15 protein-coding genes are annotated in these 13,225 nt (G+C 68.4%); 10 read left to right on the plus strand and 5 right to left on the minus strand.

The window, feature by feature from the left end:
• Nucleotides 1–103: 103 nt before the first annotated feature.
• The gene (locus tag OG966_RS20765; protein WP_326651235.1) at nt 104–1,246 is read right to left on the minus strand and encodes a nucleotide disphospho-sugar-binding domain-containing protein; all 1,143 of its coding nucleotides are present in this window, start codon (nt 1,244–1,246) and stop codon (nt 104–106) included.
• A gap of 175 nt (nt 1,247–1,421) precedes the next feature.
• Between OG966_RS20765 and rfbB the strand changes: the two genes are divergently transcribed.
• Nucleotides 1,422–2,396 (plus strand): dTDP-glucose 4,6-dehydratase, encoded by a 975-nt coding sequence (rfbB, locus tag OG966_RS20770; protein WP_326651237.1) that lies wholly within the window; start codon nt 1,422–1,424, stop codon nt 2,394–2,396.
• A 7-nt stretch (nt 2,397–2,403) separates the two neighbouring features.
• The gene (gene rfbA, locus OG966_RS20775; protein ID WP_326651238.1) at nt 2,404–3,270 is read left to right on the plus strand and encodes a glucose-1-phosphate thymidylyltransferase RfbA; all 867 of its coding nucleotides are present in this window, start codon (nt 2,404–2,406) and stop codon (nt 3,268–3,270) included.
• Nucleotides 3,271–3,367: 97 nt separating this feature from the next.
• Here rfbA and OG966_RS20780 read toward each other — a convergent pair whose 3' ends face one another.
• Together OG966_RS20780 and OG966_RS20785 are read right to left on the minus strand one after the other, a co-directional pair.
• Nucleotides 3,368–3,622 carry an acyl carrier protein gene (locus OG966_RS20780; protein WP_326651239.1) on the minus strand — a complete coding sequence of 85 codons (255 nt, stop codon included), beginning with the start codon at nt 3,620–3,622 and terminating at the stop codon, nt 3,368–3,370.
• A 29-nt stretch (nt 3,623–3,651) separates the two neighbouring features.
• Nucleotides 3,652–4,683 (minus strand): beta-ketoacyl-ACP synthase III, encoded by a 1,032-nt coding sequence (locus OG966_RS20785; protein WP_326651240.1) that lies wholly within the window; start codon nt 4,681–4,683, stop codon nt 3,652–3,654.
• 266 nt (nt 4,684–4,949) lie between these two features.
• On the opposite strand from OG966_RS20785, the gene OG966_RS20790 reads away from it, so the two are divergent.
• Genes OG966_RS20790 through OG966_RS20820 form a run of 7 tightly spaced genes read left to right on the plus strand, consistent with a single transcriptional unit; the run spans nt 4,950 to nt 10,373 of the window.
• Complete coding sequence (locus OG966_RS20790; protein ID WP_326651241.1) at nt 4,950–5,696, plus strand: AfsA-related hotdog domain-containing protein; 747 nt, start codon at nt 4,950–4,952, stop codon at nt 5,694–5,696.
• Nucleotides 5,697–5,737: 41 nt separating this feature from the next.
• Nucleotides 5,738–6,355, plus strand: coding sequence for a hypothetical protein (locus OG966_RS20795; protein WP_326651242.1), 618 nt, complete (start codon nt 5,738–5,740; stop codon nt 6,353–6,355).
• 12 nt (nt 6,356–6,367) lie between these two features.
• The gene (locus OG966_RS20800; protein WP_326651243.1) at nt 6,368–7,180 is read left to right on the plus strand and encodes an SDR family NAD(P)-dependent oxidoreductase; all 813 of its coding nucleotides are present in this window, start codon (nt 6,368–6,370) and stop codon (nt 7,178–7,180) included.
• 15 nt (nt 7,181–7,195) lie between these two features.
• Nucleotides 7,196–8,428 carry an MFS transporter gene (locus OG966_RS20805; protein ID WP_326651245.1) on the plus strand — a complete coding sequence of 411 codons (1,233 nt, stop codon included), beginning with the start codon at nt 7,196–7,198 and terminating at the stop codon, nt 8,426–8,428.
• Nucleotides 8,425–9,270 carry a hypothetical protein gene (locus OG966_RS20810; protein WP_326651246.1) on the plus strand — a complete coding sequence of 282 codons (846 nt, stop codon included), beginning with the start codon at nt 8,425–8,427 and terminating at the stop codon, nt 9,268–9,270. Before OG966_RS20805 ends, OG966_RS20810 begins: the two co-directional genes overlap by 4 nt.
• A 16-nt stretch (nt 9,271–9,286) precedes the next feature.
• Nucleotides 9,287–9,502 (plus strand): tautomerase family protein, encoded by a 216-nt coding sequence (locus tag OG966_RS20815; RefSeq protein ID WP_326651247.1) that lies wholly within the window; start codon nt 9,287–9,289, stop codon nt 9,500–9,502.
• 43 nt (nt 9,503–9,545) lie between these two features.
• Nucleotides 9,546–10,373, plus strand: coding sequence for a carboxymuconolactone decarboxylase family protein (locus OG966_RS20820; RefSeq protein ID WP_326651249.1), 828 nt, complete (start codon nt 9,546–9,548; stop codon nt 10,371–10,373).
• A 34-nt stretch (nt 10,374–10,407) separates the two neighbouring features.
• On the opposite strand, the gene OG966_RS20825 is transcribed toward OG966_RS20820, so the two are convergent.
• A complete protein-coding gene (locus OG966_RS20825) occupies nt 10,408–11,469 on the minus strand; it encodes a DUF7405 family protein (RefSeq protein WP_326651250.1) in 1,062 nt (353 codons plus the stop codon).
• The gene (locus OG966_RS20830) at nt 11,466–12,167 is read right to left on the minus strand and encodes an NAD(P)-binding oxidoreductase (protein WP_326651251.1); all 702 of its coding nucleotides are present in this window, start codon (nt 12,165–12,167) and stop codon (nt 11,466–11,468) included. Before OG966_RS20830 ends, OG966_RS20825 begins: the two co-directional genes overlap by 4 nt.
• A 101-nt stretch (nt 12,168–12,268) precedes the next feature.
• Here OG966_RS20830 and OG966_RS20835 point away from each other — a divergent pair, with 101 nt between their 5' ends.
• Nucleotides 12,269–13,177 (plus strand): LysR family transcriptional regulator, encoded by a 909-nt coding sequence (locus OG966_RS20835; protein WP_326651252.1) that lies wholly within the window; start codon nt 12,269–12,271, stop codon nt 13,175–13,177.
• Nucleotides 13,178–13,225: the final 48 nt, after the last annotated feature.

Below are 13,225 nucleotides of genomic sequence, written 5' to 3' on the forward strand. Positions count from 1 at the left end.
GACCCCTTGTCTTGTCTTCGTCGGGAGAGAGAAAGCAGGGCTGATCGCGATCGGCGGTGCGGTGCGGGGCTGGGCTGGGCCGGGCTGGGCTGGGCTGGGCTGGTCAGCGTGTCTCGGTTTCGAAGGCCGTCTCGAGCAGGCGGACCGTCTCCTCGAGACCGGTGCGCGCGGCGTTCGCGTGTCGCAGCCGCCACGCGACCTCCTGCAGGCCGGGGTCCTCCAGCACGCTGCGCATGGATGCCCTGATGGCCTCCGCCGAGGCCTCCTCCGGGTGCAGTACGTGCGCGGCGCCGACCGCCGCGATCCGGTCCGCGTGCTGGTACTGGACGCACATCTGCGGCAGCCCGAGCTGAGGAATTCCGGCTACGGTCGCGGCCATCGCGCTGCCCGCGCCGCCGTGGTGGATGACGGCGGTGCAGGACGGCAGCACCTGTGAGAGCGGCAGGGTGTGGATCAGCCGGGTGCGTGCCGGGCGGTCGCGCAGCTGGTCCAGCTTGATGTGGTCGCCGACCGCGATGATCACATCGATGTCGAAGGCGGTCAGCGCCTGGACGGTGCGCTGGAGCACATTGGCGTGGTCGCCACCGATCGGCGCATTGCCGAGGGTGACGAGCACCCGCGGCGCCTCGGGCTCCTCGAACAACCAGTCCGGCATCAGGCCGGCCCCGTTGAAGGGGACGTACCGGCTGGGGACGGCGTTGGCCGGCGGGGTCCGCCACTGCAGTTCGGGCGGGCAGTTGTCGATGATCTTCCAATGGGTGTGCGCGTCCTCGCCGAGGCCCCACTTGCGGCGCACGGGCCGCAGCGCCTCGGCGATCGGCTCGTCGACCGCGGTGTCCGCCAGCAGTCCCCAGCCGTGCAGAACCGTCGGCACGCCGATCAGGTCGGCCGCCAGGGGGGCCGCGTACTCCCAGTCGGTGCACACGATCAGATCCGGCCGCCAGGACTTCGCCAGCGCCACGGTCCGGTCCACGGTGCGCTCGGTGGCCGGCACGTAGTAGTCGATGATGTGGTCGGTCAGCTCCTCGATCGACGAGCCCTGCTGGGCCCTCCGAGTGCCGAGGTCGCCCAGCCGGAAGTCCTCGGCGACCGCCACGGACGAGATTCCCGCCTCGGCGGTGAGCCGCGCGAACCTGTCGGGCAGCGCGGCCAGTACCTCGTGACCGGCGTTCCGCAATGCCCACAGCGTCGAAATCATTGGATAGAGATGCCCCTGGTTGGGAGCACTGGTCGCCAGAATTCGCATTGCTCGAACATAAGGAATCCATATTCCATCGGTCAATGCCCGCCAATTATCAGCCCTTTGGGTGTAGCCGTCTGGTGCATGCCCTCACGGGCAGCCCAGAAGCGCCTTGTCGGGCGGACGGTGGCGCTGGCAGGGTCGTCGGCAATCGTCCTCGAATGCTGGACAGGTGAATTCCATGCGCATTCTGGTTACCGGCGGGGCAGGTTTCATTGGTTCGCACTATGTGCGCAGCCTCCTCGGCACCGATCCGAACGGCGGCGCGGTGGAACGGCTCACCGTGCTCGACAAGCTGACCTACGCCGGAGACAAGAGCAATATCGCGCCACATCTGGCCGACCCTCGCCTGACATTCGTGCACGGCGACATCGTTGATCCGGAGCTGGTCGACGAGGTCATGGCCGGCCAGGACGTCGTGGTGCACTTCGCCGCCGAATCGCACGTCGACCGGTCCATCGCCGAAGCGTCGGTCTTCGTCCGTACGAACGTGCTCGGCACAGAAGTGCTGCTCAGCGCGGCCCGACGGCATGACGTCGGCACCTTTGTGCATGTCTCCACCGACGAGGTCTACGGCTCCCTGGAGCGGGGCTCATGGCCCGAGACCGACCCGGTCGACCCCAACTCGCCCTACGCGGCCAGCAAGGCTTCCTCGGATCTGCTGGCCCTCGCCTACCACCGCACGTATGGAATGGACGTACGGATCACGCGCTGCTCCAACAACTACGGCCCGTATCAATTCCCCGAGAAGGTCATTCCTTTGTTCGTGACCAATCTGCTCGAAGGGAAGAAGGTACCGCTCTACGGCGACGGAACGAACGTGCGCGACTGGCTGCATGTCGACGACCACTGCAGCGGAATCCGGCTGGTGGTGGAGAAGGGGCAGCCGGGTGAGATCTACAACATCGGCGGCGGACAGGAACTGGCCAATATTGAACTGGCCGATCTGCTCCTCGATGCCCTGGGTCACGGCCGGGAAATGATCGAGTACGTCGAGGACCGCAAAGGACACGACCGCCGCTACTCCGTGGACTGGTCGAAAGCGCGCGCGGAAATCGGCTATGAGCCCAGGCACGACTTCTCATCCGGACTCGCCGACACCATCGCCTGGTACCGGGAAAACCGCGACTGGTGGACAGCTCTGAAGAAAAGGTGAATCGCTGATGCGTGGAATCATCCTGGCGGGAGGCGCCGGCACCCGGCTTCGGCCGCTGACCTCGGTGACATCGAAACAGCTGCTCCCGGTCTACGACAAGCCAATGATCTACTACCCGCTCTCGGTCCTGCTGCTGGCGGGGATCCGCGAGATCCTGATCATCACCACCCCGGAGAGCCATCAGGACTTCCACCGGCTCCTCGGGGACGGCGAGCGGCTCGGTATCCGGATCGAGTACGCCCAGCAGGACGAGCCGCGGGGCCTGGCCGACGCCTTTCTGCTCGGCCGCCGCTTCATCGGTGACGACCAGGTCTGCCTGGTGCTGGGCGACAACATCTTCCACGGCCAGGACCTGCCGACCACCGTCCGCAAGGAGGTCGCGCAGCTCGAAGGGGCGACCCTCTTCGGCTACCAGGTCGACGATCCCCGGCGGTACGGCATCGCGGTACTGGACGAGGAAGGGCGGCTGCTCGACATCGAGGAGAAGCCCACCGAGCCGAAGTCGGACCTGGCGGTCACCGGTCTCTACCTCTATGACAACGATGTGGTGTCGTACGCGGCGGAGCTGTCGCCCTCCGCGCGCGGCGAACTGGAAATCACCGACATCAACCGGCGCTATGTGGAGCAGGGCAGGGCGCGGCTGGTGAATCTGGGATCCGGCACGGCATGGCTGGACACCGGCACCCACGACAGCCTCTTCGAGGCGGCGGGCTATGTGCATGCCGTGCAGACGCGGCAGGGAGTGCAGATCGCCTGCATCGAGGAGGTCGCCTTCCAGATGGGGTTCATCGGCGCCGCCGATGTGGCCAACAGCATTGACACCTACGGGCCTTCGTCGGACTACGGGCGCCATCTGGCGCGGCTGCTGGCCTGAGCGGGCAGCAGGGCGGCAGGGCAGCTGAACAGATGGATGGCCGTCCCCGGGTGCGGGGACGGCCATCTGTTGTCGGTCGGTCCGGGAGCCGGTGGCGTCAGGAGGTGGTGGCGCCAGCCGTGGTGAGCTTCTGCGCCAGCAGGTTCAGCACATCGTCGAGGGTGTGCTCGACGGTGATCTCCTCCTCGTCGACGGGGGTGGAGAACTCGGCCTCCAGGGCCGTGGCGAACTCCACCAGGGCCAGCGAGTCGAACTCCAGGGACTCCAGCGTCGGGCTGCCCGCCAGCGCGGCGGGCTCGAGGCCGAACGTGGAAACCAGGATTCCGGTCACCCGGCTCTTCAGGTCGCTCATGGGTCGCTTCTCCTCATCGGTGGTTGACGTCAAGCGGTGACTGCGGTGACATCCGGCCAGCGCAGCACGGTCGATGCCCAGGTCAGCCCGCCGCCGAAGGCCGTGAGCAGGACGCCCTGGCCCTGTCGCAGAGTGCCGGAGGCGGCGGCGTCGGCGAGCGCGAGCGGGATCGAGGCGGCGGAGGTGTTGCCCACCCGCTCGATGTGGGAGACGAGCCGCTCGCTCGGGATCTCCAGATCGGCGGCGACGGCGTCGAGGATGCGCTGGTTCGCCTGGTGGGCGACGACATGGTCGAGGGTGTCGGTGGTCCAGCCCGCGCTCGCCAGCACCCGCCGCGCGGACTGCGACATATGGGCCACGGCATTGCGGTAGACCCTTTTGCCCTGCATCTGGAAGTAGTGGTCGGCCCGTTCGACGCTCCGCCCCGGGGCCGAACGCTGCCGGGAACCGCCCGCGGGCACCGTGATCAGATCGGCGAGTGCGCCGTCGCTGCCCAGGTCGTACGGTCCGAGCGCGCCCTCCTCGTCCGCTCTGCCCGCACGGACCACCACAGCGCCCGCCCCGTCCCCGAACACCGCACGGGTGGTGCGGTCCTGCGGGTCCAGGATGGTCGAGTAGGCGTCCGCGCCGATCACCAGCACCCGCTCGGCGATGCCGGCGGCTATGAATCCCGAGGCGACGGCGAGGCTGTAGACGAATCCGCTGCACACGGCCGCCACATCGAAGGCGGGTACGGGGCCGAGACCGAGCCGTCCTGCCACATCGGGTGCGGTGGCCGGGCAGGGCCGGTCCGGCGTGGTGGTGGCCACCACCACCGCGTCCACGTCCGAGGCACCGGACGACTTCAGGGCGCGCAGGCCCGCTTCGACGGCGAGGTCCGAGGTGGCCATTCCCTCGTCGATCACATGCCGCTGGGCGATGCCCGTACGGCTGCGGATCCATTCGTCGCTGGTGTCCAGTTCGGCGGAGAGGTCATGGTTGGTGACCACTCGGGCCGGCAGCCAGGAACCGATACCGGTGATGACCGCGGCCCTGTGGTGACTGTGCGCTTCTGAAACCATGTCATTCATCCCCTTGTCGAAGCCTCGTTGAAGTCTTCCAAGTGATGCCAGGTATAGGGAATTTCATGGAAGCCTGCTTCGAAAGTATTCATTGAATTCGGCGAGCGTCAACGAGTATCTAGGCGATGCTTGCAGGTCACATCGGGCGGCGTAGCCGATCGGCCACCCCGGTCTGGCAGTTGTGCCGCGGCAATTCAGGAAACTAATGTCCATGACGTACTTCCTGTGCGGTTGTTACGCCGCAATTACCGGGAGAGGAACAGTAGATGAGCACCAACGTCATGGTGGTCGCGGACCGCTTCACCGGATTTGTTCAGTCGGACGACGTCCGCACCGTCTCCGGGCTCACCGCGGAGATCAACAAGGGCGTGTTCGACGACGGACACGGCGAGGTCCTGCTGCACGGCGGCCAGGGCGTCGGCAGCTTCGAGCGCGGGTACCTCCAGCAGGCCATCGACCGGCGCAAACTGACCGACCGGATCCGCTTCACCGGCGAGCAGGTGGAGCCGGAGGGCCGCGATGTGGTGCACAAACACAGCGAGAACAACGTTCTGCTGGCCAACCTCCACCGGGTGGACGGCGCACGCTACACCGCTGACATCCGGGTGCACGGCGACAATGAACTGCTGCTGGACCACCAGACCGGAGAGCATGTCCAGGGCATGGTCATCGTCGAGGCGGTGCGTCAGCTCTTTGTCGGAGTCTTCGAGTGCGGGTACCGCAACCGCTGGCCCCTCAGCGATTTCTACATAGTCTGGAACTCCGTGAACCTGACGTTCGAAAACTTCCTCTTCCCGCTTCCCGCGGAAATTCACTGCACAGTGAACGAACTTTCGGTCGAAAAGCCCGAAAGGCAGCTGGACTTCGCCCTCGATGTGGAGCTGCAGCAGAGCGGAAAGCTGACGGCTTCGGGCCGGGTCGGCTTCTCCGGATTTCCCCGCCAGAAGATCGCCGTACTCGAGCGTCGAAAGGCCCACAAAGCGCTCAAGGGTCTCCTTGAGACCAGCGCCTGACCTCTTCACTTCTCCAGTTCACTTTCCAGGAGGAAATCCTCGTGTCCGCACGCCTGTTGCTCGTGACCGAAGTGCCGGTGCAGAGCGAAGAGATCGACAAGACCATCGCGGCCTGGACCGCGCACAACGCCGCCTCCGAGCACGGCGGCTCCGTGCTCTACCGCTCGATCGACGACGCGGACCTGCTGGTGGAGCTGACGCCGGTCACCGGCCTCGCCGAGATCGCCGAGCGCGACGCGGCCCACCGAGAGCTCGCTGCCACCATCGCGCCCGCCCTCGCCGGTGACTTCCGCCGCCAGGTCGTCGAGTTCGTCGAGGCGCCGAAGGACACGGACGAGCCGCTGCCGGCGACTGCGTACATCCAGCTGAGGCATGTCGAGGTGAAGCCCCCGGTGCACGACGCGTACCGGGAGTGGCGGGACCGCACGATCTTCGACGTCGTACGCACACACGACGAGGTCGAGGTCTTCCTGGCCTACCACTCCCTGCTGAGCACCGAGCCCGGCGTGCTGTTCGTCTCCGGATTCTCCGTCGAACCCGATGTATACCAGGCGGTGTTCACCTCCCCCCGGTACCAGGACATCGTCAAGCAGGCCGGCGACACGTACATCACCGACCGGGGTCTCTACACCCGGATCTACGCCCGCGTCGAGAACTGAGGGGCCCGGACGATGACTGAGCTGAAGCAGACGGACCGCGAAGTGGCCGTCGTCAGCGGCGCCACCGGCGGAATCGGCGGCGCGGTCGTGGAGCGGCTGGCCGCGGACGGGGCCCACGTGGTGCTGCTCGGCCGTGACGCGGCCCGGCTGGAGGCGGCGAGGAAGCGTATCGCCGGCGTGCTCGACAAGGAGGGCGACGGTGGGCACGAGCTCACCGCCGTGGTTCTCGACATCAACTCGACCGCGTCGGTCGAGGAAGGCATCGCCTGGGTGGTCCAGCATTTCGGCCGGATCGACGTGCTGGTGAACGCCGCGGGCGACGGCCCGGTGGCTCCCCTGCTCGAATCCACCGACGAGCAGTGGAACACCACGGTCAACAGCAAGCTGTTCGGCGCGATACGGCTCACCCGGGCGGTCGCCCGGGCGATGGCGGAGCGCGGAACGGGCCGGATCGTCTTCATCAACGGTTCGTTCCGCCGCGAGCCCGATCCACTCTTCGTGATCAACGCGGTCGCCAACGCCGGACTCGGCGGATTCGCCAAGGCGATCTCCCGCGACCTGGGCCGGAGCGGACTGCGGGTCAACACCGTGGACCCGGGTGCGACCGACACCGATCTGTGGACGCAGACCCTCGCGGACCTCGGCCGGCGCTTCGGCATCAGCCCCGAGCAGGTGGGCGAGGACTTCCTCGGCAAGACGCCGTACGGATCGCTGCCGACGCCCGCCGATGTCGCCGAGGCGGTGGCCTATCTCGTTTCGCCCGGCGCCGCGCAGATCAACGGCGCCTCGATCACCGTCGACGGTGGCGCCTCGGTGGCGCTGTAGGTGGAGGAAGCCGAGATGGTCACCACGGCACAGACATCCTCCTCCGCCGCCGAGCGTTCCACGGCGGCGGCCTGGCGCGCGGCCGTCGTCGCCGCGGCCGCGACCTGCTGCGCGGTCTCCACCATCTACATGACGCAGCCGGTCTTCCCCGAGATCGCCGCGTCCTTGAAGGTCGGCCCGGAGGACGCCCGGTTCGTCTTCACCGTGGCGACCTTCGCGTACGCCCTGTCGTTCTTTCTCTTCGGGCCGCTCTCCGACCGGTTCAGCAGCAGGGCGCTGGGCGGCAGCGGAGCGGTGACGGTCGCCGCGCTGATCGGCGTCGCCGCGGTGGTGCCCGACTTCACGGTGTTCGCGCTGCTGCTCGCGGTGGCCGGGATCGCGGCCGCCGCGGTACCGGCCGCGATGATCGCGCTGATGCCGAGAATCGCTCCCGACGGTCTGGTCGGGGTCTTCTTCGGACTGATCATCGGGGCCACGGTCGCCGGCATCACCCTTGGACGCTCCTTCACCGGCGTCGTCGCCGGATGGGCCGACTGGCACAAGGCGGTGCTGCTGCTCGCGGCGCTCAATGTGCTGACCGCGGTGCTGCTGCGGCTGCTGCCGACACCGCGCGCGGACCACCTCCGGGCCCGCAAGCCGGTGGGGCAGGCGTATCTGGCGGCACTGCGGATGTTCGGACAGGGGCCCGTGGTGCGGTTGTTCGGCGTCGGCGCGCTGCTGTTCTTCGGCTATCTCGGACTCGTCACGTTTCTGACGTACCGGCTGCAGGGCGCTCCGTTCCACTACACCGCCGGTGCGATCGGCACGGTGAGCCTGATCGGTCTGACCGGTGTGCTGGGCGCACCGCTGGCCGGCCGGCTGAGCAGCCGGATCGCGCCGCGCCAGGTGGTGCTGCTGGGCCTCGGCCTGGTGATGGCCGGTGTCGCCGCGCTCGGGGCGGCGTCGGGCACCGCGCTGCTGGTGGTCGGGATGCTGCTGCTCTTCCTGGGCGTCTTCTCGTGCCAGCCGGCCGTGCTGGTGCTGCTGGCCCGGGCCGTGCCCCAGGAACAGCGCGGCGCCGCCTCGTCCATGTACATGCTCGTCTGCCTGCTCGCGGGCAGCGCCGCCAGCGCCGCGCTCGGTCCGGTGTGGACCGGTGGCGGCTGGGGTGCCGTGGTGGCCACCGGCGCGGGCTCCGTGGGACTCGCGGCCGCACTCGCGGCGCTCGGTTTCCGGGACAGCACAGCGGAAGGGAGTGGCTCGCGATGAGCCGTTCGCAGAGCTACCGGCTCAGCCCCACCACCCAGGGGCCGTCGTATCCGCCCAGTGAGATCGTCGACGCCGACGGAGACTTCGTGGTGATCGGGATGATCAACCGGGAGGGGCCTTCGGGCGGTGTCGAACGGTCCTGGGGATCCGCGATCGTGAGCCCCAAGAGCGATCTGCCGCCGTTCGGCGAGCAGCTCCCGTACACCGTCGTACGTGAGCTGGGCAGCGAACTCGGTCCGGCGGACCAGGACATGGTGCTGTACACGCTGCCGCTTCCGCTGCCGTGCAACAACTACCCGATGGTCTTCGCCCCCGAGCAGCGGCCGGACGCGAACGAGATCGTACGGCCGAGCTATCCGCTGCATCAGGCGCCGATCCCCGATCTGCGGCCCGAGGACGGGCCGAAGGTGACCGAGCCGATCACACTCGGCCGGTGGGTCCAGGCGGAGGGGGTGCTGGAGGTGGAGCTCACTCCGGACGGCCGGAGCGCCGTTTTCCGGATGGAGTTCGGCGGGCTGGTCCCCAACAGCCTCTACACGGTGATGTCCCTGCGGCAGCACGACCTGGACCCGGCGGGGCCCACCCGGCCGGGGCCGCTGGGCGTGCCCAATGTCTTCGTCACCGACGAGGACGGCAGCGCGCGTTACCGCGCGACCATGCCGCACCCCTTCCCGGCGCCCGGCACGCCGGGAGGGAACCGCATCATCAATGTCGTGGTGCTGTGGATGAGTTATCAGCAGAACTACGGCGGTGCCATCGGCTGGTTCGGCCTGGGTGGCGACATTCATGCTCAGTTGAAACTTCAGAAGCCGGAATTTCACGAATTCGTAACGACGGAATGAATTGAGGTTGGTGGCTGTGCCGTTCATCACTGTGACCACGTGGCCGAATCAGACGGATGAGAAGAGTCAGGAGCTGATCGAGGAGATAACCAAGGCCACGCACAAGGTCACCGGAGCGCCGCTCGACAAGATAGCGGTGGTCATTCAGGAGATTCCCCAGAATCGTTGGGGCGAGGGTGGGATCATGGCTACGAACCCGGAATTTCCGGAGTTGAGCCGACGCCGGAACTGAGCCGGCGCAGGTCCTGAACCATGGAACAAGGAGTCTTCCAGGCATGGCAGTTGAGTCCCACAGCGAAAAGGACCGCTACACCAGGGGGTTGGCCATCCTTCAGCAACTGGCCGCTGAGGAACGTCCTTCGGTGCTCGACAGCTTCTCCGACATCGCACCGGATCTCGGCCGGTTCACGGTGGAGTTCCCCTACGGCGACATCTATGCGCGCTCATCACTCACGCTGCGTCAGAGGCAACTGGCGACAGTGGGTGCCCTGACGGCTCTCGGACATGCCGCACCGCAGCTGAAGTTCCATATCTCGGGAGCGCTCAATATCGGTGTGACCCGGCGTGAGATCGTCGAGGCGATCCTTCATGTCGTGGTGTACGCGGGATTCCCGGCGGCCATCAATGGCCTGAATGTCGCCAAGGCGGTGTTCGCGGAGCGTACGGACGACAGCGACGAGGCCCCGCACGCCGTCAGCGAGCATGACGAGGCGCCGCGCTACGACCGTGGCTGGGACGCGCTCGCCGAGATCGACGGCGACGCGGGCGAGGCCGTGATCGAGAGTCTCAAGGACATCGCTCCCGATCTCGCCCGCTACATCGTGGAGTTCTCCTTCGGGGACATCTATACGCGGGGTGGTCTCGACCTGCATGCCCGCGAAGTGGTGACGATCGCCGCCTGCACAGCGCTGGGTACGGCCCGCCCCCAGCTCAAGGTTCATGTGAACGGGCTGCTCAACGTCGGCGGCACCCAGGACGAAGTCGTCGAGACCATCCTGCAGATGGCTGTCTACGCCGGCTTCCCCGCCGCGATCAACGGCATCACGGCCGCCCGTGAGGTCTTCGCGGAGCGGGCGGAGCGTTCGGGCCCGTCCGGCGACTGAGTACGCCGCGTTTTCCGGACGGGCCGGTCACCGACTAGTCCCTCAGGTTCGGGAACGCGCGGGCGGCGCGCGGCGGCACGGCGAAGGTGGCCCGGCTCCGGACATCCATCACGGAGTTGATGCCGTTGTTCCTGCGGACGCCGATACCGCCGTGGTGCCCGCCCGCGTCGGCCGCGTTCATCACCGCGCGGGTGGCGTTGAAGTCCTCCATGGTGCGCTGCAGGGACACGAAATGTGTCCCGGGCGCGCCATGGTCGAGCGTCGCGAAGTCGCGCCGGTTGATCCGGGGACGCCCGTACAGCCGGGCGCGTCCGGTGGCCTGCGCATGGCCGACCTGTCCGTGCGCGGCGGCCAGCGCCGGCATCCGGTCCGCGTCGCTCTTCGCGTCGTCCACCAGCTTCTCGGCCTCGTCGGCGCCGATGCCGGGCGCGTACATCTGCGCGCTGCGGGTGTCGCGGTCCTGCTCGTACCAGCTGTCGAGGTCGAGCTCGATATGGCTCACATGCATGGTGGTGCCGCCGGCCAGCGGGCCCTCGATGATGGTGATGCTCTCCTCGGTGGCCTGGTTGCCGCGCAGACCCGAGTGGAAGCCGAGCAGCAGCGGCGCCTTTGGGGAGAGCCCGCGTTCGGGCAGTCGCTCGGCGGGCAGCCCGCTCCCGACGAAACCGGTGCGTACCTCACGAATCCGCAGCCGGGTGCGCTGGTCGAGCGGGCCGGGTCCGAAGAGCGCCTCGGTGATCTCGGCGAGGCGGTCCTCGTCGTCGGACGCGAGATGCAGACAGGCGTCGATGTCCTCCAGCACCGGGTTCTCCCAGCGCGCCATGGGGATCGCTCGGGGTACGGGGGAACGGACGGCGGTGTGCCGCGCATACCACCCGAAGCCCCAGCCCAGGCAGCTGAGCAGCCCGTGGGGTCCGTGCGGGAATCGCTCCTCCAGGGCAGCGAGCGCATCCTCCAGGCGCTCGGCGTCCGCGGCGGTGGGGCGGTCCACGACATCGAGCATGAGCAGCCGGTGGAAGCGCGGCGCGAGCGGGCGCCCCACCTCGTCGGTGAGAAAGGTCGATTCCCATGCGTGCTGGGCCTCGGGCAGTTTCATACGGGTTCCTTGTCGGGCGCGGCGTCGGGCCGAGGTACGGACTGCGGATCGGGCTGGGTGTCGGGCCGAGGACCGGACTGCGGACCGGACTGGACGTCGGGCTGAAGGCGGGCGTATGCGGCGGCCCAGTCGGCAGGTGGCGTGCCCGGCTCGCTGAACAGCCCGAAGGTCGTACGGACGGCTCTCCCGCTCTCGATGGCCGCGACCAGCGCCACCGCGATGTCCGCACGGGAGACCATGCCGTCGGCCTGCGGATCCTGGGTGAGGGTGATGGCGTGCGCACCGGGCGGATCGTCGGTGAGCCAGGTGGGGCGGACGATCGTGTACGGCAGACCGCCGGCGCGCAGATCCTCTTCGGAGGCGATCCTGGCCGGCAGTTGGGTGGCATCGACCCGGCTCAGCGGGTGGGCATTCCCGTGGCCGACGACGAAGGAGCTCACCAGCAGGATGCGCGGGGGCGTGGGCAGTTCGGCGGCAGCGGCGAGCAGGGTACGCATGGCCTGCTGGGCGTGCAGGCGGGCATCCCCGCGCTTGGGGACGAGGACGGCGGCGTCGGTGCCGGCGAGCGCCCGGCGGACGGGCCCGACCTCGTCGTAGGTGCTGAGCCGGCGTACGTCGTGCCCCCCGGCGCCGGCGAGTTCCGCGAAGTGCACCGCGGTGGTGCCGGGCGACATGGTCCCGGCGATGGCAAGTCTCATGGCAGCACGGTAGGAGCGGGAAACGGCGGAGGGGAAAGACCGAACCGATCTCAACTCATAGGCCACGGTGATGAATTCGCTGCGATCCGTATCCTGGCTCCATGATTCCGGAGGCGAGGCTGCTGCGCTATTTCCTCGCCGTCGCCGAGGAACGGAACTTCACCCGCGCCGCCGAGCGACTGCACATCGCACAGCCGTCGTTGAGCGCACAGATCCGCAGGCTGGAGTCCCAGCTGGGTGTACGGCTTCTGGAGCGGACCACCCGTGTGGTGCGGCTGACCGAAGCGGGCCGTGCGGTCCAGGAGCGTGGCCCGGCCGCGCTGGCGGCGCTCTTCGAGGTCTGGGACGCCGCGCGCCGCGCGGGCCGCGGCGAGCTCGGCCGGATCCGTATCGTCTACAGCGCGAGTACCGGGTACGGCACCGTCCCCCACCTGGTGGAGTCGCTGCACCGGCATCATCCCGACATCGAGGTGAGCGCCGAGATGCTTCGCACGCCCGATATCGGTCCGGCTGTGCTGGAGGGCCGTGCCGACGTCGGTATCGCGCGTACTCCGGAGCCGGCCGGGGGTGTGCGCGTGCGGCCACTGCGCTGGGAGCGCCGGGGGATCCTGGTCGCCGCGGGCCATCCGCTCGCGGCCGCGGCACCAGGCGTCCACCCGGCTGCGATCGCCGCGTTCCCCGTGCTGGCGCATCCGCGCGAGGCCAACCCGGCCCACTACGACGAGCTGGTGGAACTGTTCCGCCGGGCCGGCGTACGGCCCCGGCTGGTCGAACGGCCGGTGGCCTTCGACCCCACCCAGCGGGTCCTGCGCGACGCGGAAACCGTCGCCCTGGTCGGCGAGGCCTCCGCGGACGGACTCTCTCCGTGGCTGCGGTGGCTGCCGCTGGCCGAGCCCCATGACCGGCTGCTGGTCGCGCTCGTGCTGCCGGACCCCGCGCCCCCGTCGGCCGAGCGCTTCGAGCGAGTGGCGCTCGAGGCGGCGGCGGAGGCCGGCTGGCTGCCCGGCTGACCCGGTCCACCGGCCGCCGTCACAACGAGACGCCGACGCGTATCGCGT

Source organism: Streptomyces sp. NBC_01750 (assembly GCF_035918095.1).
GTDB lineage: Bacteria > Actinomycetota > Actinomycetes > Streptomycetales > Streptomycetaceae > Streptomyces.

Bases quoted from the DNA above. Each gene is read 5' to 3' on its own strand.
- OG966_RS20825 (WP_326651250.1), bottom strand. From the start codon at position 11,469: ATGAAACTGCCCGAGGCCCAGCACGCATGGGAATCGACCTTTCTCACC.
- OG966_RS20780 (WP_326651239.1), bottom strand. From the start codon at position 3,622: ATGAGCGACCTGAAGAGCCGGGTGACCGGAATCCTGGTTTCCACGTTC.
- rfbB (WP_326651237.1), top strand. From the start codon at position 1,422: ATGCGCATTCTGGTTACCGGCGGGGCAGGTTTCATTGGTTCGCACTAT.
- OG966_RS20805 (WP_326651245.1), top strand. From the start codon at position 7,196: ATGGTCACCACGGCACAGACATCCTCCTCCGCCGCCGAGCGTTCCACG.
- OG966_RS20785 (WP_326651240.1), bottom strand. From the start codon at position 4,683: ATGGTTTCAGAAGCGCACAGTCACCACAGGGCCGCGGTCATCACCGGT.
- OG966_RS20820 (WP_326651249.1), top strand. From the start codon at position 9,546: ATGGCAGTTGAGTCCCACAGCGAAAAGGACCGCTACACCAGGGGGTTG.
- OG966_RS20790 (WP_326651241.1), top strand. From the start codon at position 4,950: ATGAGCACCAACGTCATGGTGGTCGCGGACCGCTTCACCGGATTTGTT.
- OG966_RS20835 (WP_326651252.1), top strand. From the start codon at position 12,269: ATGATTCCGGAGGCGAGGCTGCTGCGCTATTTCCTCGCCGTCGCCGAG.
- OG966_RS20810 (WP_326651246.1), top strand. From the start codon at position 8,425: ATGAGCCGTTCGCAGAGCTACCGGCTCAGCCCCACCACCCAGGGGCCG.
- OG966_RS20830 (WP_326651251.1), bottom strand. From the start codon at position 12,167: ATGAGACTTGCCATCGCCGGGACCATGTCGCCCGGCACCACCGCGGTG.
- rfbA (WP_326651238.1), top strand. From the start codon at position 2,404: ATGCGTGGAATCATCCTGGCGGGAGGCGCCGGCACCCGGCTTCGGCCG.
- OG966_RS20765 (WP_326651235.1), bottom strand. From the start codon at position 1,246: ATGCGAATTCTGGCGACCAGTGCTCCCAACCAGGGGCATCTCTATCCA.
- OG966_RS20800 (WP_326651243.1), top strand. From the start codon at position 6,368: ATGACTGAGCTGAAGCAGACGGACCGCGAAGTGGCCGTCGTCAGCGGC.